This is a genomic window from Lysinibacillus antri (genome assembly GCF_003977595.1).
GTDB classification, from domain to species: domain Bacteria; phylum Bacillota; class Bacilli; order Bacillales_A; family Planococcaceae; genus Ureibacillus; species Ureibacillus antri.
Genome location: NZ_RYYR01000027.1, coordinates 1 through 20,439, shown reverse-complemented (window position 1 = coordinate 20,439; position 20,439 = coordinate 1). Strand labels below are relative to the sequence as shown.

At 36.9% G+C, this 20,439-nt stretch carries 21 protein-coding genes and 1 rRNA gene; 20 read left to right on the top strand and 2 right to left on the bottom strand.

Going from position 1 to position 20,439, the window contains the following annotated elements; genetic code table 11:
* Nucleotides 1-3: 3 nt before the first annotated feature.
* The 5 genes from EK386_RS15745 (at nucleotide 4) to EK386_RS15730 (ending at nucleotide 2,315) form a co-directional block, all read left to right on the top strand.
* Nucleotides 4-294 (top strand): RNA-binding S4 domain-containing protein, encoded by a 291-nt coding sequence (locus tag EK386_RS15745; RefSeq protein ID WP_126660139.1) that lies wholly within the window; start codon nucleotides 4-6, stop codon nucleotides 292-294.
* Between the two features lie 142 nt (nucleotides 295-436).
* Nucleotides 437-736: a sporulation protein YabP gene (gene yabP, locus EK386_RS15740; RefSeq protein ID WP_126660138.1), complete on the top strand. Its 300-nt coding sequence runs from the start codon at nucleotides 437-439 to the stop codon at nucleotides 734-736.
* The gene (yabQ, locus tag EK386_RS20655; RefSeq protein WP_369333525.1) at nucleotides 733-1,230 is read left to right on the top strand and encodes a spore cortex biosynthesis protein YabQ; all 498 of its coding nucleotides are present in this window, start codon (nucleotides 733-735) and stop codon (nucleotides 1,228-1,230) included. The genes yabP and yabQ overlap by 4 nt, the downstream gene beginning before the upstream one ends.
* Nucleotides 1,231-1,275: 45 nt before the next feature.
* Nucleotides 1,276-1,680 (top strand): FtsB family cell division protein, encoded by a 405-nt coding sequence (locus EK386_RS15735; protein WP_126660137.1) that lies wholly within the window; start codon nucleotides 1,276-1,278, stop codon nucleotides 1,678-1,680.
* 200 nt (nucleotides 1,681-1,880) lie between these two features.
* Nucleotides 1,881-2,315: a S1 domain-containing RNA-binding protein gene (locus EK386_RS15730; protein WP_126660136.1), complete on the top strand. Its 435-nt coding sequence runs from the start codon at nucleotides 1,881-1,883 to the stop codon at nucleotides 2,313-2,315.
* 221 nt (nucleotides 2,316-2,536) lie between these two features.
* Here the strand turns inward: EK386_RS15730 and EK386_RS15725 are convergent, their stop codons facing one another.
* On the bottom strand, nucleotides 2,537-2,719 hold the full coding sequence (locus tag EK386_RS15725) for a hypothetical protein (RefSeq protein WP_126660135.1): 183 nt from the start codon (nucleotides 2,717-2,719) through the stop codon (nucleotides 2,537-2,539).
* A gap of 239 nt (nucleotides 2,720-2,958) precedes the next feature.
* Between EK386_RS15725 and EK386_RS15720 the strand changes: the two genes are divergently transcribed.
* The 13 genes from EK386_RS15720 to dusB all read left to right on the top strand — a co-directional run bounded on the left by EK386_RS15720 (nucleotide 2,959) and on the right by dusB (nucleotide 17,548).
* Nucleotides 2,959-5,355: a SpoIIE family protein phosphatase gene (locus EK386_RS15720; RefSeq protein ID WP_126660134.1), complete on the top strand. Its 2,397-nt coding sequence runs from the start codon at nucleotides 2,959-2,961 to the stop codon at nucleotides 5,353-5,355.
* 27 nt (nucleotides 5,356-5,382) lie between these two features.
* Nucleotides 5,383-6,789 carry a tRNA lysidine(34) synthetase TilS gene (tilS, locus tag EK386_RS15715; protein WP_126660133.1) on the top strand — a complete coding sequence of 469 codons (1,407 nt, stop codon included), beginning with the start codon at nucleotides 5,383-5,385 and terminating at the stop codon, nucleotides 6,787-6,789.
* Nucleotides 6,790-6,922: 133 nt separating this feature from the next.
* Nucleotides 6,923-7,465 carry a hypoxanthine phosphoribosyltransferase gene (hpt, locus tag EK386_RS15710; RefSeq protein ID WP_126660132.1) on the top strand — a complete coding sequence of 181 codons (543 nt, stop codon included), beginning with the start codon at nucleotides 6,923-6,925 and terminating at the stop codon, nucleotides 7,463-7,465.
* A 134-nt stretch (nucleotides 7,466-7,599) separates the two neighbouring features.
* Nucleotides 7,600-9,657, top strand: a complete 2,058-nt coding sequence (gene ftsH, locus EK386_RS15705) for an ATP-dependent zinc metalloprotease FtsH (RefSeq protein WP_126660131.1) — start codon at nucleotides 7,600-7,602, stop codon at nucleotides 9,655-9,657.
* 306 nt (nucleotides 9,658-9,963) lie between these two features.
* Nucleotides 9,964-10,737, top strand: a complete 774-nt coding sequence (locus tag EK386_RS15700) for a type III pantothenate kinase (protein WP_126660130.1) — start codon at nucleotides 9,964-9,966, stop codon at nucleotides 10,735-10,737.
* A 112-nt stretch (nucleotides 10,738-10,849) separates the two neighbouring features.
* Nucleotides 10,850-11,734, top strand: coding sequence for an Hsp33 family molecular chaperone HslO (gene hslO / locus EK386_RS15695; RefSeq protein WP_126660129.1), 885 nt, complete (start codon nucleotides 10,850-10,852; stop codon nucleotides 11,732-11,734).
* Nucleotides 11,715-12,680, top strand: coding sequence for a peptidyl-prolyl cis-trans isomerase (locus EK386_RS15690; protein ID WP_126660128.1), 966 nt, complete (start codon nucleotides 11,715-11,717; stop codon nucleotides 12,678-12,680). The genes hslO and EK386_RS15690 overlap by 20 nt, the downstream gene beginning before the upstream one ends.
* 117 nt (nucleotides 12,681-12,797) lie before the next feature.
* A complete protein-coding gene (gene cysK / locus EK386_RS15685) occupies nucleotides 12,798-13,727 on the top strand; it encodes a cysteine synthase A (protein WP_126660127.1) in 930 nt (309 codons plus the stop codon).
* A 140-nt stretch (nucleotides 13,728-13,867) separates the two neighbouring features.
* A complete protein-coding gene (locus EK386_RS15680) occupies nucleotides 13,868-14,716 on the top strand; it encodes an aminotransferase class IV (RefSeq protein WP_126660126.1) in 849 nt (282 codons plus the stop codon).
* 3 nt (nucleotides 14,717-14,719) lie between these two features.
* Nucleotides 14,720-15,583: a dihydropteroate synthase gene (gene folP / locus EK386_RS15675; protein WP_126660125.1), complete on the top strand. Its 864-nt coding sequence runs from the start codon at nucleotides 14,720-14,722 to the stop codon at nucleotides 15,581-15,583.
* A 14-nt stretch (nucleotides 15,584-15,597) separates the two neighbouring features.
* Nucleotides 15,598-15,969 (top strand): dihydroneopterin aldolase, encoded by a 372-nt coding sequence (folB, locus tag EK386_RS15670; RefSeq protein WP_126660124.1) that lies wholly within the window; start codon nucleotides 15,598-15,600, stop codon nucleotides 15,967-15,969.
* On the top strand, nucleotides 15,962-16,480 hold the full coding sequence (gene folK, locus EK386_RS15665) for a 2-amino-4-hydroxy-6-hydroxymethyldihydropteridine diphosphokinase (RefSeq protein WP_126660123.1): 519 nt from the start codon (nucleotides 15,962-15,964) through the stop codon (nucleotides 16,478-16,480). The genes folB and folK overlap by 8 nt, the downstream gene beginning before the upstream one ends.
* Nucleotides 16,481-16,531: 51 nt before the next feature.
* Nucleotides 16,532-17,548, top strand: a complete 1,017-nt coding sequence (gene dusB, locus EK386_RS15660; protein WP_126660122.1) for a tRNA dihydrouridine synthase DusB — start codon at nucleotides 16,532-16,534, stop codon at nucleotides 17,546-17,548.
* Nucleotides 17,549-17,610: 62 nt separating this feature from the next.
* On the opposite strand, the gene EK386_RS15655 is transcribed toward dusB, so the two are convergent.
* Nucleotides 17,611-18,087: a DinB family protein gene (locus EK386_RS15655; RefSeq protein ID WP_126660121.1), complete on the bottom strand. Its 477-nt coding sequence runs from the start codon at nucleotides 18,085-18,087 to the stop codon at nucleotides 17,611-17,613.
* 218 nt (nucleotides 18,088-18,305) lie between these two features.
* Between EK386_RS15655 and lysS the strand changes: the two genes are divergently transcribed.
* Together lysS and EK386_RS15645 are read left to right on the top strand one after the other, a co-directional pair.
* On the top strand, nucleotides 18,306-19,805 hold the full coding sequence (lysS, locus tag EK386_RS15650; RefSeq protein WP_179966050.1) for a lysine--tRNA ligase: 1,500 nt from the start codon (nucleotides 18,306-18,308) through the stop codon (nucleotides 19,803-19,805).
* 463 nt (nucleotides 19,806-20,268) lie between these two features.
* Nucleotides 20,269-20,439, top strand: a 16S ribosomal RNA gene (locus EK386_RS15645); the annotation flags it as partial.

Below are 20,439 nucleotides of genomic sequence, written 5' to 3'. Positions count from 1 at the left end.
TCTATGCGATTAGATAAATTTTTAAAAGTATCAAGATTAATTAAAAGACGAACATTAGCAAAAGAAGTTGCCGTTCAAGGGAGAATTACCATTAACGGCAAAGTAGCAAAAGCAGGAAGTGTCGTAAAAGTAGGCGATGAATTGGCCATCCGTTTTGGACAAAAAGTAGTAACAGCGCGTGTGGAAGAGTTAAAAGAAACTGTTCGTAAAGAGGATGCGTTGAAGATGTTTACAATTCTTAAAGAAGAAAAACTTGATAAAATCGAACCTCAATTTATTGATGATGAAGAATAGATAGTTCTCTTACATGTAAAGTTCAATGTGAGAAGGAAAAATAGTAAATACTTACGGCATGACAAAATTTATTGTCATGCTTCTTTTATTTCGAGCATAAAGTGAACAGAACAAACACAATAACAATTTAAGGAGGAACGATATGACACTACATCAGGAAAGTAATCGTTACACAATTACATCTGGGGATCATCTTGTGACAGTGCGAAATCGAAAAAGAATGGACATGACTTCTGTTAAGGAAATCGAGCGTTTTGACCAAGAAGAATTTTATGTAAGAACTGCTCAAGGTCATCTGCTTATTCGCGGAGAGGAGTTACGTATCGTCCATTTAGATGTCGATAAAGGGTTACTAACTTTAGAAGGAAATGTTAAGGCTCTTCAGTACGACGATGAAGACAATGGGTTACAAAAAGGCTTCCTCCATAAATTATTTGGATGACCATTAATGAACAGGTTGTTAGCATACTAATTATGACGGTTAGCGGCTTACTTATAGGTGCAACGGTAGATGGTACGCGCTATCTACTAAGCACCTTAAGCCCAGGATCGTTTTTAAGAAAAATGGGCTATGGAATAGAGCTCGTTGTGTGGGTACTACTTGGTGCCCTAACTTTTTATATTTTATTTTTAGTAAAGGGTGGAGAATGGCGTTTAGTTGACCCGTTAGCGCAAATACTTGGTATTTTTTTGTATGAATCTATCTTTCAACCAGTTTTCCGTTTCGTTGGACGAGTATTTATTATTTTAATTATTAGGCCTATTGTTGCTATTATTAAATTCATTATTTTCCTAATAACGAGTGTAATTAGGTTGATTCTTCGTATTATTACGATAATACTTATCCCTTTTTACAAGATTTATATTATAATTAAAAAGAAGTATCTAATTAAAATATATTCCAAACTTAGAAGGACTATCTTTAAAAAACGTTGAATTGTAAGTATAATAGAAGATGCAGTTTAATCGGAGGTGACGGATATGGCAAAGCGTCGAAAACAAAATGACCAACAATCAAATAATGTTCGAACGCTAGAAAATGACTATGTCCGATCATCAGATAAAAAGGCGAAGTATTTGAAGCAGCAGAAAATTCGTTTTCGTCGAAGAATGGTTGCATTTACTATAGTAGCTGTAGTTGTGCTAGCCTTTTTAATAAGTGCAAACATGGCTCAGAATAAACGACTAGCAGAAAAAGAACGTCAAAAAGAACAAATACTTGGTGAACTAGAAGCTGTAAAAGAACAACAAGAGCTGCTCAATTTACAAATTTCAAAACTTGAAGATGATGAATATATTGCAAAATTGGCACGTAAAGAATATTTTTTATCTGATGATGGAGAAATCATTTTTACAATTCCTAAAGATGAAGAAGACAACAACTAAAGAAACATGAATATACTGAATTATTCATAATAAAATTACGCTGTAAGTAATCAGGTATCCGATAGAAAAAGAGTTGTCTTGTTGACACTCTTTTTTTGTTGGCTATAATAAAAGAATAACGTGCATTGTGCGTTCACTAATATTTTTATAAATATAATTGGCTAATAGCCGCTTAAAATTTAAGGAGGAGCATTTTTTTTATGTCAATTGAAGTAGGCAGCAAAGTACAAGGTAAAGTAACAGGAATCACAAATTTTGGAGCATTCGTTGAGCTGCCAGATGGCAAAACGGGTCTAGTTCACATTAGTGAAGTCGCTGATAACTATGTGAAAGATATCAACGAACATCTAAAAGTTGGAGATGTTGTTGAGGTAAAAGTGATGAATGTTGAAGCGGATGGTAAAATTGGTTTATCAATCCGAAAAGCAAAGCCTCAAGTAGAAAGACCTGAAAGACCTGAACGTCCTCATCGTCCACGTCGCGATAATAACCGTTCTAATGATCGCAATGGTCCAGCAAAAGAAAACTTTGAGCAAAAGATGGCACGATTCTTAAAAGATAGTGACGAACGTCTTGCAACTTTAAAACGTGCAACTGAATCAAAACGCGGTGGCCGTGGAGCTAGAAGAGGGTAGTTTGCTGTCTGTTTTAATCGTAGAAAAAGTGTGATATAGATAAAAGGCTGTTTGTGTATTGAAAAACACAAACAGCCTTTTTTTCTTTAACAAATTATTAGATTTTGAACAGTGGCTAGCATAAGTAAATATATTTGTGACCTTACAATTAGGCTTAAAAATATGTAGAATTTTTACTTTTTAAATCAATTGAAACATCAAAATTCTACTACATTTTATGTTTATTTACTTTTTTCACCCAATAGCATTTTGGCTAAGCTGAAAATGCCGATAATACAAAGTGCTAATCCGATAATTAATAAAATTATTTGAAATATCGGTGGAATTTTTAATATGATCCCTAAAACGACTAAAATCGAGCCAGTTGAACACAGTAATGCAAGTCCTGATAAATTGTTTACCATAAAAATCCTCCGAGTCCTAAACAAGTTTCAATACTTATATAGTTTATCTATTAATAAGAACTAAAGGAAGTATTGTTCTGGGTGCTTTTTGAGATAACCCGACAGCAATTGTCCTAATGTAACCTTATCAATTATTACGTCGAACGATTTTTTGTCTATCATGGCACTACTAGACAAATTTTACAGAAAACCTTTTATATAATTAGCGCTAAACGCAATTAGTAAAGGGGATGATGTAAATGGCAAATATCGAAATGATAGATGAAAAAACGCCTCTGCAAGGGGTTACAGCGCGGTTATCTATCAAAAAAATGAGCTTCTTTATCCATTTGTTCTTTCTACTGCTAGCTTTGTTTCTATCGAGGGCTGTAATGTTCGAAGCGGCTGTTCCGTTTTTACTCCCTCTTTGGGCGATTGTGAAAAAGCGATACGAAAATAAAAAATGGTCTGTTTTGGTCGGTGGATTGGTCGGCGCGCTAACCTTAAGTATAGGACAAGCTTTAATACTAGTATTGCAAATTGTTTTATATGAACTGATCACCAGGTTCCGCTTTTGGAAATTTCCCACTGCAATTGCTGTAGGAATGGCTATCTTTTTAGGTCAATTTATGTGGCAGGGAATTGCTCATTTGGGGATTCCACCCTTAATTGTCCAACTTTATATTTACTATGAAGTATTGTTAGCTTTCTTTATGACAATCTTTGTCCAGCTATTCTTTGTTCAACCACACCGATTTTGGGCATCGGGGTGGAGTTATGAGAGGGTGGGGGCTGGACTTGTTATTTTAGCAATGATGTTAACAGGAGTTCAGTCTGTTGCTGTATCATATTTTGCATTATTCCCATTTATGCTTCATTTAGCAATTTGTATAGCAGCAATTACAGGTGGCGTTCCGATAGCGGCAATGGTGGCCACAATCGTTGGAGCGCTTGTGGGTATTGCTAAACTGTCCTTCACTGGTATGATTTCTGTTTATGCAATGACGGGTGTAGTTGCAGGGCTATTTAGTAGATTAGGAAGGACGGGTGTTGTTCTAGGCAGCTTTGTCCCTAGTATTTTCTTTTTCTTTTATGATGCTACCTTACCAATTGATACAGTTTACTTTGTATCTGTTCTAGTTGCTGGTATTGTATTTTTCGCTTTACCTCAAAACATGATTCAATTTTTGCATGATGTTATCCATCCAAAGAGAGATGAAGTATTATTGCAAAGGCAACAATGGTTAACCAATCATACAAATGAAAAACTTGAAACCTTCCAAAACTTTGTGTTGTTTATGAAAGAGTTAGTATTCGATCGTTTTACTTCAACGGAATCGGTTAATGAGGTTAAGCAAATTGAACCTACTGCGACATGTATGAGTTGTTTCCGTTATGACCATTGTTGGGGAGAAAGAAACAATGGGATGGAAGATCATATTGAAGATTGGTATATTGCAAAATCATCTATGAGAGAGTCGGATCAGGTACGAGTTGAGAAAAATATAAAATTAAAATGTATAAAATCAACAAAGTTGTTAGAAGAATTAGATTATCAACTGTATAACGATAAAATGAACGGTCAATTCTATCATGGAAAGAAAATGATTGCGCTTCAATTAAGAGATTTAAGTAACCATCTAAATCGATTGATGGAAGATATGAAGAATGAAACATTATCATTTAAAACAATTGAGGAGGAACTAGAACAGGAATTTAAACGAGCTTCTGTGCAATGTTTTCAAATTGATGTGATTAATAACACAATGGGTGAACGAGTGATAATTTGTTCGTTAGCAAATAAAAATAAGACGTATGATGATCAATACTTGTTATGTGAAAGAATTATTTTACCCATTTTATATGATGTTTTTGCTGAACCGTTTCAAGTGGAGAAAATTTCAGAGCAAAAAACACCTTTCTCCCATGTACAAGTGCGTTTCCGTTCAGCCGTTCGATATGAGGTAGAGTATGATATTTATAGTAGGGCGAAAAATACGGGGTGGGTTTCCGGAGATTCGCATGCAGTCTTTCATATTCATCCTGGTCTTGTAGCGGTTATGTTATCAGATGGTATGGGACAAAGCCGAGAAGCTCAAAGGGAAAGTAGACGATTAATACGTTTAATGAGAGAATGTTTAACATACAATATGAATCCAGAAACAGCAATGCATACGTTGCATTATGTGATGTCGCTGAATAGAGAAGTGGATATGTATGCTACAATAGATTTTGCCTTAGTGGATTTACAAAAAGGTGCACTATGGTCATGGAAAGCGGGAAGTATGTCTACGTATATTCTGCGCGGTGAACGGATGATCAAAGTTGATGGTACTGCTGCTCCAGTCGGTTTTATGCCAGTATTTTCAATTGAGACAGAAAAAGTTAATCTATTAGCTGATGACTACGTAGTAATGGTATCAGATGGAGTATTTTCTGGGGAATATGACTGGGAAGAGCAAGAGCGATACTTTGTTAGTTTGTTAAAATCAAGAATACAAGATGAAATGCCAATTGAAGTCATTTTATATGATGTCATGGAGCAATTTAGTAGTATTTATGCGGTTGAAGACGATTGCACAGTGATTTTACTTAACGTAGCTCATGTTGTACCAAAATGGGCAGTTTTTAGTCCATTAAAACAAGAAGTATCTTAAATGTTCGTATTGATTAGAGGTGAGAAGATGGTTTCATTTGAAGCAAACGTACAACAATTTATTTTAGATGAAAAACTAGTGGAACCAGGAGACCGTCTTCTTATAGCTTGTTCTGGTGGTATGGACTCGATGGCATTATTACACTTTTTTATAAAATTTCAATATAATTTTAAAATTCAATTATTTGTGACCCATGTCGACCATATGCTTAGAGGGAGAATATCTGAAGAGGACCGTCATTTCGTAGAGAGCTTCTGTGAGAAAAATAATGTCCCCGTTTTTAGCACGTCCATTCCTATACCTAATTTGATCCAAAAAGAAGGCGGAAACTCCCAAGCAATTTGTAGAAGAGAACGCTATGCTTTTTTTAGTGAAATCATGGAGAAAAATCAGATTAACAAATTAGTAACCGCTCACCATGCCGATGATCAATTAGAATCGATAATCATGGCGTTAACGAAGTCGGGTTCGATAAATGGAATGAAGGGGATGTATGCGAAGCGGAATTTTGCAAATGGTACATTAATTCGCCCATTTTTGATGGTAACAAAAGAAGAGATTAAGGAATACTTAGTTGAAATGGGTGGTTCTTATCGAGAAGATGCCAGTAATCAAAAAGACGATTATACACGTAATCGTTTTAGACACCATATTGTTCCCCATTTAAAAAAAGAAAATAATAATGTTTCAGCTCATGCAGTAGTATTTGCCAAAAATCTGCAACAGGATGATGACGTATTAAATACTATTGCAGAAGAACGTTTTCCTCATATAGTATCGAAAAATAATAATAACTCTTTCGTACTAAAAATTCCTTTGTTCCAAAATGAAGCAGCCGCTTTACAAAGAAGAATCATTTTAATACTATTAAACTATATTTACAATAATTCTAATAATGTCCATAGTTGGACTCTAACTTCCTCTCTCCTCAATTTGTGTAAAAATGATGAAGGAAGTGCGGTAATTCATTTACCAAATGGTTTTATTGCAAAGCAACAGTATCATGAAGTGGTGTTCGAAAAGTACGAAACCAATTCAGAAGCATTGTTAGAAGCTGAAGTTCCTATAAATAAATGGACCAAGCTGCAAGGCGCTCGATTATACATAGGAGAAGCCTCAAATAATTTAGCTCTTGAAAATCAATCCTCTTCAAATCTGTTTTATTTTAATTCACAAAATTTTACGCCACCACTTCGTATTAGAGCCCGTAAAGATGGTGATCGAATTTCATTAAAAGGGATGGATGCCCAAAAAAGATTATCACGGATTTTCATCGATGAAAAAATTCCAATTCATGAACGTGACACGTGGCCTGTATTAGTTGATGCAAAAGAAGAAATCCTAGCTCTAATTGGTATAAGAGTTAATAAAGATTTTTCTAAAATTAAAAGGCTAACTGACGACTTGGTCATGATTATTGATAAGGAATGCTAGTAAGGTTAAAATTTTTTCTTAAAAATGAACTAAAAAACGATTAAACATTTGAAGAGATGAACAAATTTTATTAAGGTAAAAAGAAATATATAAAGAAAGAATTGTGTTGGTAACAACCAAGGAGGAACAACTTATGATTCAAAATGATATTGAAAAAATTATGATCTCAGAAGAACAAATCCAGGAAAGAATTGCAGAGCTAGGTGCAAAATTAACAGAAGAATATAAAAATCAATTTCCGCTTGCAGTAGGGGTCTTAAAAGGTGCGATGCCATTTATGACTGATTTAATGAAACGTTTTGAATCATATATTGAAATTGACTTTATGGACGTTTCTAGCTATGGGAACGCGACTGTTTCTTCAGGTGAAGTCAAGATTTTAAAAGATTTAAATACTAGTGTTGAAGGTCGCGATGTTATCATCATTGAAGATATTATCGACAGCGGCTTAACATTGAGCTATTTAGTAGATTTATTTAAATATCGTAAGGCAAAATCGATTAAAATCGTAACGCTTTTAGATAAACCATCTGGTCGAAAAGTAGACTTAAAAGCGGATATCGTTGGGTTTGAAGTGCCAGATGGCTTTGTAGTCGGTTACGGATTAGATTACGCAGAAAAATATCGTAACTTACCGTACATCGGCATCCTAAAAAGAGAAGTTTATTCCTTCTAATTTTGAATATTTGTAGGCATTTTAACAAAATGGGGAATCTACAAATTTTACCGGTGCTTTTCGTTGTATCTTAAAATCAGGATATGTTAAGATTTTACTTATAGTTTTTCTGTTACGTTGTGAGGAGGCTGGGGATGAATCGAATATTTCGATACACCATATTTTATTTATTAATTTTTCTCGTGATTATCGGTATTTTCGGTACTTTTAATGGGGGTAATACACCTTCAGAAGAGTTAACCTATAATCAGTTTTTAAATGCATTAGATACAGGTGAAATTGAATATGCAACTATTCAACCTGATGCAAATGTACTAGTAGTAGAAGGTGCATTGAAGGGCTATGAAGAAGGTAAAACTTTTACTGTAAACCTTCTAGACAACAATCAAGCATTAATGGCTAAATTGACAGATGCCGCTAAAACTAACCCTGAAATTAGAATTTTAAGGGCACCTGAAACGAGTGGTTGGGTTCAATTCTTCACGGGGATCATTCCATTTATCATTATTATCATTTTATTCTTCTTCCTATTGAGTCAATCTCAAGGTGGAGGTAATAAAGTGATGAACTTCGGTAAAAGTAAAGCGAAGTTATACGATCAAGAAAAGAAAAAAGTTCGCTTTAATGATGTTGCTGGTGCAGACGAAGAGAAACAAGAGCTCGTTGAAGTAGTAGATTTCCTAAAAGATCATCGTAAATTTTCAGATATGGGTGCTCGTATTCCAAAGGGGATCTTACTTGTAGGTCCTCCGGGGACAGGTAAAACTTTACTTGCACGTGCAGTAGCCGGTGAGGCAGGCGTACCATTCTTCTCGATTTCGGGATCTGACTTCGTAGAAATGTTCGTCGGTGTCGGTGCGAGTCGTGTGCGTGACTTATTCGAAAATGCGAAGAAAAATGCTCCATGTATTATCTTTATTGATGAAATTGATGCAGTTGGTCGTCAACGTGGTGCTGGTCTTGGTGGCGGTCACGATGAGCGTGAACAAACATTAAACCAATTACTAGTTGAAATGGACGGTTTTGGTGTGAATGAAGGTATTATCATTATCGCTGCAACAAACCGACCAGATATTCTTGACCCAGCATTACTTCGTCCAGGACGTTTTGACCGTCAAATCACAGTTGGTCGTCCAGATGTTAAAGGACGTGAAGCGATCTTAAAGGTACACGCTCGTAACAAACCATTACGTGATGATGTAGACTTAAAAGCAATCGCATCCCGTACACCAGGTTTTTCTGGTGCTGATTTAGAAAACTTATTAAACGAAGCTGCACTTGTTGCAACACGTCGTAATAAACGAAAAATTGATATGACGGATATTGATGAAGCAACAGACCGTGTAATTGCGGGTCCTGCTAAAACAAGTCGTGTGATATCAGAAAAAGAGCGGAAAATTGTAGCGTTCCATGAGGCGGGTCACGTAGTTGTTGGTTTAACTTTAGACCAAGCTGAAAAGGTACACAAAGTAACAATCGTGCCACGCGGTCAAGCAGGTGGTTATGCGGTAATGCTTCCAAAAGAAGATCGTTACTTTATGACAAAACCTGAATTACTTGATAAGATTGCTGGGTTACTTGGTGGTCGAGTTGCAGAGGATATTATATTTGGAGAAGTATCCACAGGAGCTCACAATGACTTCCAACGTGCTACAGGAATTGCACGTTCGATGGTTACAGAATATGGTATGAGTGATAAGTTAGGACCAATGCAATTTGGTTCAAGCCAAGGCGGTAACGTATTCTTAGGCCGTGACTTTAACTCAGAGCAAAACTACTCAGATTCAATTGCTTATGAAATTGATAAAGAGATGCAATCCATTATTGTAGATCAATATGAACGTACTAAGAAAATTTTAACGGAAAAACGCAATTTATTAACTTTAATTGCTGAAACGTTACTACAAGTCGAAACTTTAGATGCTCAGCAAATTGAGCACTTAAGAGATCATGGTAAACTTCCAGAACGTGTGGATTATTCAAAAGTTGAAGATAACGAACAAGTGATTATCGAAACAAAACCAGCTCAAGATTCAAAGGAATCACAAAGTGTAGCGGTTGAAACTTCGGGCTCAACAACGTTAGAACAACAAATCGTTGGAAATGCACAAGATCCGACGACTCGTGACTTACCAAAAGAAAGCGATTCTTCACAACCTCGTAACGGGATTCAAGAAGATCGCGATAAATAATGATTGAAAATGCGCTGAATGAGTATGCTAACTACAACTCATTCAGTGTTTTTTATTTTTAGATCAAAAGCAGCTTAGGGAAAAACGATTTTAAATGAACTATTTCTGAAATGTTTGTTAAAAAGTGTGTCTAGCTAGATTGGAATAAGCGACAAGTATAATGAACATTCCAACCATTTAGACCACGCTATTGTAAGAGCTGCTACTGTATTCTAAATCCATTAGTATGGTATTATTTTTTAAGATATAGTATAGGTTTTTACTGTTCGATCAGGTTCTGCTTTACTAAGAAATGGATGTGTAGGAATGATTCTTGTACTTAATGTTGCAAACTCAAAAATTGCTATAGGGATATATAATAATGACAAATTAGCATATCACTTTCGAATAGAGACAAATCCAAATAAAACAGAAGATGAATATGCAATGCAATTAAAAGGATTCTTTTCACACGTAGACATTGCCTTTGACCAAGTGAAGGGAATAATTATCTCCTCCGTTGTACCACCAATTATGTATGCATTAGATGAAATGTGCCGAAAATACTTTCAAGTAAAACCGATGATTGTTGGGCCAGGTGTAAAAACTGGATTAAACATCAAGTATGAAAATCCTAGAGAAGTTGGGGCAGATCGTATTGTGAATGCAGTCGCGGCCCTTGCTGAATATAAAGGAAAGCCACTCGTTATTGTAGATTTCGGTACTGCGACTACCTATTGTTATATAAATGAAAAAGGCGATTACATGGGTGGGGCAATTGCGCCTGGGATTGCAATTTCCACAGAAGCACTTTTTGCCAAAGCATCAAAATTACCTCGCATCGAAATCAATCGACCAACAAATATTATAGGGAAAAACACCATTTCTGCTATGCAATCGGGTGTAGTATATGGATTTGTTGGGCAAGTTGAAGGGATTGTCAGCAGAATGAAAGAATTAATGAAGGAAGATCCTTTCGTTATTGCAACAGGAGATTTAGCAAATTTAATTTCCAGTGAAACAACGATGATTGATATAGTGGATCCACTTCTTACATTAAAAGGACTATATGTCATCTATAAATTGAATAAGAAAGAATGAATAGTGGGCTAGCTTCAGGTGTCGGTTGAATGAACGTCTTACGCTTTTTACAGCTGGCGAACGCCTTCCGCTTTTCTAATAAAAATCAATATGAAATGAGGAAATATACAACATGAGTGATTATTTAGTAAGAGGTTTAGGATTTAATGGGAATGTACGTGCTTTTGCAGCGCGAACTACTGAAACGGTTGGAGAGGCACAACGCCGTCATAATACGTGGCCAACAACAACTGCCGCTTTAGGGCGTTCTATTACAGCGGGCGTTATTATGGGTTCAATGCTAAAAGGTGAAGATAAACTAACTATAAAAATTGAAGGAAACGGTCCAATTGGTCCCATTATTGTCGACTCTAATGCAAAAGGGGAAGTGCGTGGCTTTGTAACGAATCCTCAAGTGCATTTTGAATTAAATAATGCTGGGAAACTAGATGTTCGACGTGCAGTTGGAACAGAAGGCGCTATTACGATCGTTAAGGATTTGGGATTACGTGATATGTTCTCTGGTCAAACGCCAATCGTTTCCGGGGAAATTGCTGAAGACTTTACATATTACTTTGCTGTTTCCGAGCAAGTACCTTCTTCGGTTGGTTTAGGTGTATTAGTAAATCCAGATAATACGGTGTTAGCTTCAGGTGGATTTATTCTGCAACTTATGCCTGGCTGTGATGAAGAAACAATTTCTGAAATTGAGCAACATTTAAAAACAATCGAACCTGTATCAAAAATGATTGAAAAAGGTTTAACGCCAGAAGAAATTTTGGAAGCAGTACTTGGGGCAGGGAATGTCCAAATCTTAAACTCAATGCCAATTGAATTTAAGTGTCAATGTTCTAAAGAGCGTTTTGGTGCAGCAATTGTAAGTCTAGGAGCGCAAGAAATTCAAGAAATGATCGATGAAGACGGCGGTGCAGAAGCGGAGTGTCATTTCTGCTTAGAAAAATACAATTTCGATAAACAAGAGTTAAAAGGTTTCATCGATGAAATCCAAGCACAGTAATTATCAAAATCAATCAACGAACAAAACGCCACTGTCTCAAAGAAGATTAAAAACAAAACCTGTATTAACTTTAATAGCAATTCTTTTTACCGGTAATATTCTCTGGTTTATTCTTTGGCTTTGGCCAGATGGGGATAAAGACAATGGTGGCGGCGAAATTGTCGCTACCGTTGATACAGAGGAAATCACAAAGCAACAATGGATGGCAGCGATGGAAAGCCGTTACGGAAAAGAAACATTGCAAACATTAGTGAATGAAGCGGTTATGAAAAAGGCTGCAAAGAAAAATAATATTGAAGTATCGGATAAAGAAGTTGATCTTGAAATTGCCTTAATCCGATCGGCGCAAGATACAACCGATACGACAATTCAACAGTTAACAGACGAACAACTTCGCGAAAAAGTGACTGCCCAATTGATTTTAGAAAAAGTTTTAACAAAAGATATATTAATAGATATTGAAGAAGTTGCTCAGTATTACGAGGATAATCAATCACTCTTTAATATTCCGACTACATATCGTACAAGCATAATTATTACGGAATCGAAAGAAGCAGCAGAAAGTGTTCAAAAGGAGTTAAACGATGGTTCGGATTTCTCCGTACTGGCAAGGGAACGATCCCTTGATGCCTCATCGGCAAGCCTTGGAGGATCGATAGGGTATATTACAACAGATCAAGCGAATATTGACCAAAGTATTCAAAAAGCGGTGAAAGGCTTAAAAGCAAATGAGATTAGTAATCCCTTTGTAATGAGTGATGGGCGTTATGGCATACTTAAAGTAGAGGAAGTAAATGAAGGCAAATCCTTTACATATGAAGACGTAAAGGATCATATTGAAAGGGTATTAGCGATGGAACAATTACCTGCTTCTATTTCACCAGAAGCCTTTTGGAAAGAATTTGATGCCACTTGGTTTTACGGTGAATCCCAAAACAGCCATTAATATTAAAAATTCTTAATATTTAGATCTACGCATTGACGCAACGGGCAATTGTTGGTAATATACTAAATAGGTAAAACCTATCAATATAGTAGGGAATTAAGGGAGAGGGATGAAATTATGAGTAAATTAGCAAATTCAATTACAGAATTAGTAGGCCGTACACCGATCGTAAAATTAAATCATGCAACTTCAGAAAACGAAGGCACAGTATGGGTGAAGTTAGAATTCTTCAACCCAGGTAGTTCTGTAAAAGACCGTATCGCCCTTGCAATGATCGAAGCTGCAGAAAAAGAAGGTAAACTACAAGCAGGTGGCACAATCATCGAACCAACTTCTGGTAACACAGGTATTGGCTTAGCGATGATCGCTGCTGCGAAAGGCTACCGTGCAATCTTAGTAATGCCAGAAACAATGAGTATCGAACGTCGTAAATTACTTCGTGCATATGGTGCAGAATTAGTATTAACACCTGGTCCAGAGGGTATGAAAGGTGCTATTGCCAAAGCGAAAAGTTTAGCTGAAGAAAATGGCTACTTCTTACCACAACAATTTGAAAACCAAGCAAACGCAGAGGTACACCGTCTAACAACAGGTCCGGAAATCGTTGAAGCATTTGAAGGTGTTAAATTAGATGCATTTGTAGCGGGTATTGGTACTGGTGGTACAATTACAGGTGCTGGTGAAGTATTACGTCAAAAATATCCTGAAATCGAAATTATCGCAGTAGAACCAAAAGATTCTCCAGTACTTTCTGGTGGTAACCCTGGTTCACACAAAATCCAAGGTATTGGTGCAGGTTTCGTACCAGGTGTATTAAACACTGAAATCTACAACTCAGTATTCCAAGTTGAAAACGAAACGGCATTTGAAGTTGCGCGTAAAACTGGTCAAGAAGAAGGGATTTTAGTAGGTATTTCTTCTGGTGCAGCAATTCACGCAGCAATCGAAACAGCAAAACGTCTTGGTAAAGGATCAAACGTTTTAGCAGTTGTTCCATCAAACGGTGAACGTTATTTATCAACAGCGCTATACAACTTTGAAGACTAATCTTTAAGCATCATCGGCATTACCTTTTAGAAGGTAGTGTCGATTTTTTATGTGAAATTTTTTAATATCATTTGTTTGGGCCCGAATAATTATGCTATCTTCATGTAAAATCCATTTTCTTTTAGAGAGGGGTTTCGTTGATGTATTGTTGGGTTAATGGAAAAGTTATTGATGAAAGAGATGTCCACATTTCACCTTTTGATCATGGGTTTTTATATGGTTTAGGGTTTTTTGAAGTATTTCGAACGTATCAAGGTCGAGCGATTTTATTGGAAGAACATTTTAACCGACTCTGTAGTTCATTAAACCATTATCGAATTTCGATGCCGTATACAATAAAAAGTATTGAAAATGCCATTTTTGAATTATTAAAGCGAGGATCTAATAAGGATAGTGTGTTCCGTTTAAATGTTTCAGCTGGAACGGCTATGGATTCATTTCCATTACAATACAAAAATCCAAATGTAATTCTTTTTCAAGAGGCACTACCTTTAAGAAAACGGGGAACGGAAAAGAAAGCAATTTGGCTAAAAACGAGACGAAATACCCCAGAGCAACATACACGCTTTAAATCCCACCACTTCGGTAACAATATACTTGCTCGCTTTGAAATAGACAACCTCGATACAACAGAAGGATTTTTCCTTACATCGAAAGGACTCGTTGCTGAAGGAGTGAAATCAAATATATTTTGGGTTCGAGATGGTATACTTTATACACCGTCCCTTGTAGCAGGAATTGTACCAGGTATTACAAGGCAATGGGTTATTCATGCAGCACAACAATTTGGCATTCCGGTAGTGGAAGATATATTTATTAAAAGTGATGTAGAAAACGCGTATGAATGTTTTGTTACCAACTCCATTGAAGAACTTGTTCCAATTTCTAAGATAGGAAGAACAAAATTTCTAGGGGAAAGTGGGCCGGTGTATCAACGTCTTCATCACGCATACATAGAGGAGATTATTCAAACAATGAAAAGAGGCTAAGCTATGCTAACGAAATATCCGACACCTTTAGTCATGAATAATATAGAACTAGACTATACAAAAGAGACATTTATTATGGGGATTTTAAATGTAACGCCCGATTCCTTTTCGGATGGTGGAAAGTATGATTCCCTTGAAGGTGCTGTTCGTCATGCAAAGGAAATGGTGGCAAATGGTGCGAAAATCATTGATATTGGTGGAGAATCTACACGACCAGGTTATACACGTATTTCCGACGAGGAAGAAATTAGTCGGGTTGTGCCTGTGATTAAAGCGATTTTAGAGGAAGTACAAGTGATTATCTCCATTGATACGTATAAATCTGCTGTGGCAAAAGCTGCAATTGAAGCAGGGGCCCATATGATTAATGATATATGGGGGGCAAAAGCAGATCCTGAAATAGCGAGAGTAGCAGCTGATTTTAACGTGCCAATTATTTTGATGCATAATCGGGTGGAGAAGCCTTACACAAACTACTTCGAGGATTATATGGCGGATTTACAAGAAAGTATCGCCATTGTAAAAAATGCGGGCGTACCCGATGAACATATCATCTTAGATCCAGGAATAGGGTTTGTAAAAAATCTTCAACAAAGTATCGAAACAATGCAACGCTTAGATGAGCTTGTGGATATAGGCTACCCCGTACTACTTGCTACATCTCGTAAACGGATGATTGGTACGATTTTAAATGTCCCTTTAGACGAACGAGTGGAAGGAACAGCAGCCACATGTGCTTTTGGGGCTATGAAAGGCTGTCATATTATGCGTGTACATGATGTAAAAGAAGTAGCGCGTACGGTGAAAATGATGGACGCCTTAATGGGGAAATTTATCGTAAATGAAGAACTACCATCACGACATTAGGTAAGGAGTAAACAATGGATTATATACATTTAAGAGACATGCAGTTTTTTGGATATCATGGGGTTTTAAAAGAAGAAACAGTGCTTGGGCAACGATTTCGAGCATCGGTTTCTTTAGCTGTAGATATTCAAAAAGCAGGTAATACAGATGACCTAAATGATACAGTTAGTTATGTAGGGGTCTATGATATTTGCAAAGAGATTATAGAAGGTAAGCCTTTTAAACTAATCGAGGCCGTTGCAGAAACAATCGCAACTCGAATTTCAACTCTATATGAAGGACAAGTCTTCGGGTGCCGCGTAGAAGTAATTAAACCCGATCCGCCAATTCCAGGGCACTATAAAGAAGTTGCAGTTGAAATAGTAAGAGGGCGTTTTTATGAATAATGTTTATTTATCATTAGGTACAAATATTGGGGAACGAGAACAAAATTTAAAACAAGCTGTAACAATGCTACAGACAAAAGAAGATGTTGTTGTGGAGGCAGTATCCTCAATCTATGAAACTGCTCCTGTTGGATTTGTTAATCAACCTTCATTTTTAAATATTGCTTTATATATCAAAACATCAAAGTCGCCTTTAAAAACCCTTGAACTATGTCAATCGATTGAAAATGAATTAGGGCGTGTTCGTGAATTTCGCTGGGGTCCACGAATTATAGACCTTGACATTTTGCTCTATAATCACGAGAATATTGAAACGGAGAACTTAATTGTTCCTCACCCTCGAATGTTTGACAGAGCATTCGTTTTAGTGCCACTTTTAGAAATTGCTAACTCACCTTTACAAGACCATTTATTAAAAGCGCAACAAAAGCTTATAGAAATGGATCTTGAACGGGAAGGTATTAAAAAGTGGAAAGATATAAAAAGTGTTGAAGGGTTTTTAGAATTTTAATTTTGCCCACGGGTTTAGATAGAATAGAGCAAGTGTGAAGGAGGAAATGAAGTGACTTTTGAACAACCGTTTCAAATAGGTGATATCGTCTTGGACAATCGCGTTGTATTAGCACCAATGGCAGGTGTATGTAACTCGGCTTTCCGATTAACTGTAAAGGAATTCGGAGCAGGTTTAGTCTATGCGGAAATGATTAGTGATAAAGGATTAATCCAACGTAATCAAAAAACATTAGATTTGTTATATATCGACGAGCGCGAAAATCCACTTTCACTACAAATCTTTGGTGGAGATAAAGAAACATTAGTCGAAGCAGCAAAATATGTAGACAAAAATACAAATGCAGATATTATCGACATTAATATGGGTTGCCCTGTAAACAAAATTATTAAATGTGAAGCAGGCGCAAAATGGTTACTCGACCCAAACAAAATTTACGAGATGGTTTCGGCAGTAGTGGATGCCGTTGATAAACCGGTGAGTGTAAAAATGCGTATTGGTTGGGATGAGGAACACATTTTTGCAGTGGAGAATGCGCAGGCGGCTGAACGTGCAGGAGCAGCTGCTATTGCTATGCACGGACGTACACGCGTTCAAATGTACGAAGGAAAAGCAAATTGGGGTGTTTTAAAAGAAGTAAAGAAAAACATTAGCATCCCATTCATTGGGAACGGGGATGTTGAAACGCCACAAGACGCAAAACGGATGATCGAAGAAACAGGTGTAGATGCGGTCATGATTGGACGTGCAGCTTTAGGCAACCCGTGGATGATTTATCGTACAGTGCAGTATTTAGAAACAGGCGAATTAAAACGAGAACCTTCAGTGCGTGAAAAAATGGACGTTTGCTTACTCCACTTTGAACGTTTAATGCAATTAAAAGGGGAAAGCGTGGCCGTTCGTGAAATGCGTAAACATGCTTCTTGGTACTTAAAAGGCATCCGCGGAAATGGCATAGTTCGTAACGCGATTAATCAAGCTGAAACGGCGAGTGAATTACGTGCACTTCTAAATAATGTAACAGAACAATTAGAGGATCGTGAACATTCACAAGTTGAAGCGATATAAAAATTAGAGGCATCTTTCTATCTTCTTTGATAGAGGATGCCTTTTAAATTCATGTAATGTTTCTATCTGCTCGCTTCTTTCGTTGACCCCATGACACCAGGAATAGCTAATCCTGCTTGGCGAAGTAATACTTGCATTTGCGCGTGGTGATGCGTTTGATGATCCACCATTAACCGTAATACGGCTCCTACTGCAGTTGATTGACCATGCATATCAATGTTGTTTGATAGAGTATCATCTGTAAATTGTTCTTTTACAGTCGTCGTTACGGTTTCTTTCATCATTCGATAGTTATCAATGATCTCTTTAATAGATGGAGGGGTACTTGCTTTATCGAGTTCAAGGTTAAGTGATAGCCCGATTAATTCACAGAAATAAGCTGGAGCAGTTGTTAAATGCCAACTTAGCCACTCTAAAGTACTGTGTCCCACTACAATGGCTTGATACTTTTTCTCCTCTGTAATAGCTTCAAAGATTGATAGTGTTCCAGCACAGTTGTGATTCCAATCGTTAATAAAATCCTCTACTTTACGATACATATATCTTCCCCTTCCTACCCTTCAATATGGGATAGAAAGCATATTTTTAGTACAAACATGGCAATAATTGTGGAGTGAAAACTAATTTCTGAATTATAAAACTTTTTCAAAACCATTGAATTTCAATTGAAAGAGATGAAGAGAAGGCAGAAATTGTGTACAATAGGTACATTATGGACAAATGAACTGCACAAATAGCGGAACATATAAATTAAGGAGTGAAACACGTGTCAAACATTGAAGAATTAAACGACCAACTTTTGGTGAGACGCCAAAAGATGACAGATATTCGTGAAAGTGGTCTTGATCCATTCGGTAGCCGCTTCGAACGCACGCACTTATCTACAGAAGTTCGTGAACAATATGGCGAATTCACAAAAGAACAATTAGAAGAATCTCCAAAAGAAGTTGTAATTGCTGGCCGTATCATGACAAAGCGCGGAAAGGGGAAAGCTGGATTTGCGCACATTCAAGATTTAGGTGGCCAAATTCAAGTTTACGTTCGTAAAGATCATGTAGGTGATGAAGCATACGAATTATTTAATCGTGCAGATCTAGGAGACATCGTAGGGATTCGTGGGAATGTATTTTTAACGAACGTTGGGGAATTGTCTGTTAAAGCAGAAGAATTCACGTTCCTAACAAAATCTCTTCGCCCGATGCCTGAAAAGTTCCATGGTTTACAAGATGTTGAACAACGTTACCGTCAACGCTACTTAGACCTAATGACAAACGCAGAAAGTAAAGCGACATTCATTACACGTTCTAAAATCATTCGTGCCATTCGTAACTATCTAGATAATAATGGCTATTTAGAAGTGGAAACACCAATGCTACACACAATCGCTGGAGGTGCAGCGGCGCGTCCGTTTATTACACATCACAACGCATTAGATATGCAATTATATATGCGTATCGCGATTGAATTACATTTAAAACGATTAATCGTCGGTGGTCTTGAAAAAGTATATGAAATTGGTCGTGTATTCCGTAATGAAGGAATTTCAACACGCCACAATCCAGAGTTTACGATGATCGAATTATATGAAGCATATGCAGATTACCGTGACATTATGGAGCTAACAGAAAACTTAATTTCTCATGTTGCACAAGAAGTACTTGGCACAACAACAGTTCAATATGGTGAAGATCAAATTAATCTAGCACCAGGCTGGAAACGAGTACACATGGTAGATGCCGTTAAAGAAGCAACAGGTGTAGACTTCTGGCAACCAATGACAAAAGAGCAAGCAAGAGAATTAGCAAAAGAGCATGGCGTTGAAATTAAAGATGCTCATGAAGTAGGACATATCATTAATGAATTCTTCGAGCAAAAGGTAGAAGAAACACTAGTTCAACCAACATTTGTGTTTGGTCACCCAGTGGAAATCTCACCACTTGCGAAGAAAAATCCAGAAGATGAGCGTTTCACAGATCGCTTTGAATTATTTATCGTTCGTCGCGAACACGCAAACGCATTTACAGAATTAAATGATCCAATCGATCAAAGAGAACGTTTCGAAGCGCAACTTGCTGAAAAAGAGGCAGGCAATGACGAAGCGCACGACATGGATAACGACTTCATTGAAGCATTAGAATACGGTATGCCTCCAACGGGTGGTCTAGGAATCGGTATTGACCGCTTAGTAATGCTATTAACTAATGCACAATCAATCCGTGACATCTTACTGTTCCCAACAATGCGCCATCGTGATTAAGCTTGAATGAATAATAAAAGGAGTCGACGTGCCATTTTGCATAGTCGATTCTTTTTATATTTAGCTATTTATTGAGAAGGTATAGCTTGTGTTTAATATGTTTTGTATGAAAAAAGTAACCTCTTACTAAAAAGTACTTGCTTTAATAAAGTAAAAGTGGTAAATTAATAGACGTCGCTAAAACGCGATTGAAATTATCAACTAAAACATTGTTGACAGAATGTTGTCGGGGTGTTATGATTTAAAAGTTGTCGCTCGAAACAGTGAAATATTTTAAAAAGTTGTTGACGAAGTGATAAACAAATGATATTATATAAAAGTTGCTTCTGAGAGGGCGACGAAATGAACTTTGAAAACTGAACAACAAAACGTTAATGAAATAAAGTTTCTCATTAAGTTGAGAAACAAAATTTGGACATCATAATTGATGCCAGCAAAGAATTTGAGCTTTATCAAGTTCTCTTTTATGGAGAGTTTGATCCTGGCTCAGGACGAACGCTGGCGGCGTGCCTAATACATGCAAGTCGAGCGGACCTTAAGGAGCTTGCTCCTAAAGGTTAGCGGCGGACGGGTGAGTAACACGTGGGCAACCTGCCCTATAGTTGGGGATAACTCCGGGAAACCGGAGCTAATA